Annotated in this window: 3 protein-coding genes; all 3 read right to left on the bottom strand. The window is 67.4% G+C overall.

Annotated elements, in window-relative coordinates; genetic code table 11:
• Window positions 1–468 precede the first annotated feature (468 nt).
• The 3 genes from H521_RS0120450 to H521_RS25300 are packed head-to-tail and all read right to left on the bottom strand — an operon-like array spanning window position 469 to window position 2,984.
• Entirely contained in the window at window positions 469–1,299 is an 831-nt protein-coding gene (locus H521_RS0120450) for an aldo/keto reductase (RefSeq protein ID WP_022894861.1), read from the bottom strand.
• A 54-nt stretch (window positions 1,300–1,353) separates the two neighbouring features.
• On the bottom strand, window positions 1,354–2,124 hold the full coding sequence (locus tag H521_RS24720; RefSeq protein WP_022894860.1) for a DUF1684 domain-containing protein: 771 nt from the start codon (window positions 2,122–2,124) through the stop codon (window positions 1,354–1,356).
• Between the two features lie 47 nt (window positions 2,125–2,171).
• On the bottom strand, window positions 2,172–2,984 hold the full coding sequence (locus tag H521_RS25300) for a CPBP family intramembrane glutamic endopeptidase (protein WP_022894859.1): 813 nt from the start codon (window positions 2,982–2,984) through the stop codon (window positions 2,172–2,174).
• Between the last annotated feature and the right edge of the window lie 78 nt (window positions 2,985–3,062).

Below are 3,062 nucleotides of genomic sequence, written 5' to 3'. Positions count from 1 at the left end.
CCATCAATCAAAGGAATCCATACCCACTCCAAAGGAGCAAGCTGGGGTTCAATAAAATTGGCATTGAACATAGTGCACGCTGTTGAGTTCTCAAGGAACGGACGCACCTGAGTTTCAGCCATATCGGCTTGCCCTCAGGGCAACCTATCTACCATACCACTTCACGCGCCGGCTTCGATCTCTCGAAGTCACTCAGCGGTTGTTGACACAACAAGAACACGACTCGAGAGCCATGTTCGTTCTGAAGTGGGAGTTTCATCTTAGGCTTGAAATCACCGAGTCGCAATGCGACTTCGAGGCTATTTGGCTAAGAATCTCGCCGTCTCGGCCGGGAAGCCCTGATCTCTCAGCCGCTTCCCGCACCGCCGTGGCGATGAGTAAGAATTTACGCGGATCCCCGCACCCCGGCAAATCCGGCATGCATCCCGGGCGTGTCGCGCCGAAACACGGGGATTCCGCGACATCCGCTCAGTTCACGTCGTCGGGGTGCGCGCTCACGCGACCGTCACGTTCGAGCGCCGTGATCGCCTCGACCTCGGAGTCGGTCAGCTCGAAATCGAAGACCTCGAAGTTCTCGGCCATGCGTTCGCGGCGATTCGACTTCGGGAACACGATGTGGCCGCGCTGCAGGTGCCAGCGGACGACGACCTGTGCGGGGCTCTTGCCGTGCGTCGCAGCTGCATCGGCCACCTCGGGCAGCTCGAAGAGCGGGTATTTGCCCTGGCCGAGCGGGCCCCACGCCTCGATCGCGATGCCGTGCTCCTCGGCGAGCGCGGTGGTCGCCGGCTGCTGGTGCGCCGGGTGCAGCTCGATCTGGTCGACGGCGGGAACGACGTCGGTCTCGGCGAGCAGCCGCTCGAGATGCGGCACGAGGAAGTTCGAGACGCCGATCGATCGCACCCGCCCGCTCTCGCGCAGCTGCTCGAACGCCTTCCAGGTCTCGACGTATCGGTCATTGGCCGGAGCCGGCCAGTGGATCAGGTAGAGGTCGAGGTAGTCGAGCCCGAGCCGCTCAAGACTGGCATCGAATGCGTCGAGCACCGATTGCGTGCCCTGGTCGTCGTTCCACAGCTTCGTCGTGATGAACAGCTCTTCACGCGGGATGCCCGAGTCGGCGAGCGCGGCACCCACGCCTGCCTCGTTGCCGTAGATGCGCGCCGTGTCGATGTGCCGGTACCCGATCTCGAGCGCATCGGTGACGATGCGCTCGGTCTCGGTCGGATCGACCTTGAAGAGCCCGAAGCCGAGCTGCGGAATCGAGTGGCCGTCGTTGAGCTGGATGCGTGGAACAGAAGTCATGCTTCATCCCACCATGGAGCGGTGCGTCGCGACAGGCGGTTCGCTCGCCGCGAATCAGGCGGCGGCCTCGCTCGAGAGGTCGGCGTGCGGATGCCGCACCGCCAGGCGCTCCCCCGCTCGCAGCGCGACCGGCCAGCGGTTGCCGGGCGGGGGCAGGGGGCACACGTACTCGTCGGAGAACGCGCACGGCGGCAGGTACGCACGGTTGAAGTCCACGACCACCGCGCCATCGGCATCGGGCTCGGCCACGCGCAGGAACCGGAAGCGATAGCTCTCGTCGCCGCTCGTGGCGTCGGCGAGCACCGCAGAGAGGCCGTTCGAGTCGCGCGTGACGGTGAGGGAGACCGGCACGCCGTCGATCTCGAGGGCGATCGTGCCGCCCAGCACGCCACTCGACGCGTGACCGTCGACCGAGGTGATGTCGAGGGTCGCCCCGACGGCCGCTGGCGTGAACCGCCCCGTCACGATGCGCTCGGGCGAGAACCGGTAGACCTCGATGCCGTCGAGGCTCGTGCGGCTCGGGGCATCCGGATCGATGATGCGAAGGGCGAGCGAGCCGTCGCGCTCGAAGGCACGCAGACGCACGACGTCGAACTCGAGCTCGTCGCCCGGCGCGAGGCGCGGGGAATCACCGTTCGGCAGCGAATCACCGACGACCGCACCGCTCTGCAGGCGCCAGCGGCCCGGCGCGCCGGCGAACTCGGTCGGATGCGTGGTGAGCCAATGCGTGTGGCGAAGCGCGGCCGTGCCGTACGGGGCCGACACCGCCCGCCAGCGCCTCCGCTGCCATTCGTGCCACTCGTGTTCGACGTCGCGCTCGCCCATGCGGCAACCGTATGCGGCGGACCCGCAGCGGCGGAAATCAGGTGTCGTCAGGTGGCGAACGCGGCGTCAGGGAGGAAGAGCAGCACGAGCGCCGGCGCGCTCGTCATGAGGTTGACGAGCAAATGGGCGATGATGATCGGCATCAGCCGTCGCTGCCGATGCACGATGAGCGCCGAGCCGATGCCCCAGACGAAGAACGCCGCGAGGTAGACGAGCACCGCGTCGGCGGTCGCGGCGTAGAACACGTGCTGCAGCGCGAAGATCGCCGCGGGCACGACCATCGCCCAGAACGGCGGCCAGCGCCGCTCGAGACCCCACTGCGAGTAGCCGCGGTAGATCAGCTCCTCGGCTGGCGCGTTCAGCGGCGCGAACGACACCACCGAGACGATGGCGAGCACCGTGAGCCCGACCCGGTTCACCGGCGGCGCGGCATCCGCGTCGTAGAAGACCCGGTCGAAGTGCTCGAGCGCAGAGCCGCCGTGCAGGGCGAACATCACGGCCATGACCGCGAGGATGAACGGCAGCCACATGACCGCGAGCCAGAGCAGCCCCCACAGCACGTCGCGACCGAGTCGTCGCCAGGAGAAGTCGATGAGATCGCGCGCCCGCTGACCCGAACGGTGCAACGCCCGTCGCACGAGAATGATCGAGAGCACGTTCACCGGCAGCATCGTCGCGGCGGCGAACAGCATGCCGGGCGGGAACGGCGCCTGCTCGCCCGCTGCGACGAGCGCGAACCAGGTGGCGAGCGCCGCGAGCCCGACGAGCGCGACCCTGAGCACGGGCAGTCCGACGAGCCCGCCGACCGTCGGCGCGCGCGACGAACCGGGCCTCGCCCGCTCCGCGACATCCGTCGACATGAGGGAGTTCTACCACGAGCCCGCCCGCGCCGCATGCTGATACTGCAGGGCTCAGAGGGAGTTCTCCCACGAGCCCGC

Origin of the sequence: Agromyces subbeticus DSM 16689 (assembly GCF_000421565.1) — a bacterium.
Classification (GTDB): Bacteria; Actinomycetota; Actinomycetes; order Actinomycetales; family Microbacteriaceae; genus Agromyces; species Agromyces subbeticus.
The sequence above is the reverse complement of the archived record's forward strand: the minus strand, read 5'-3'. Positions and strand labels throughout refer to the sequence as shown.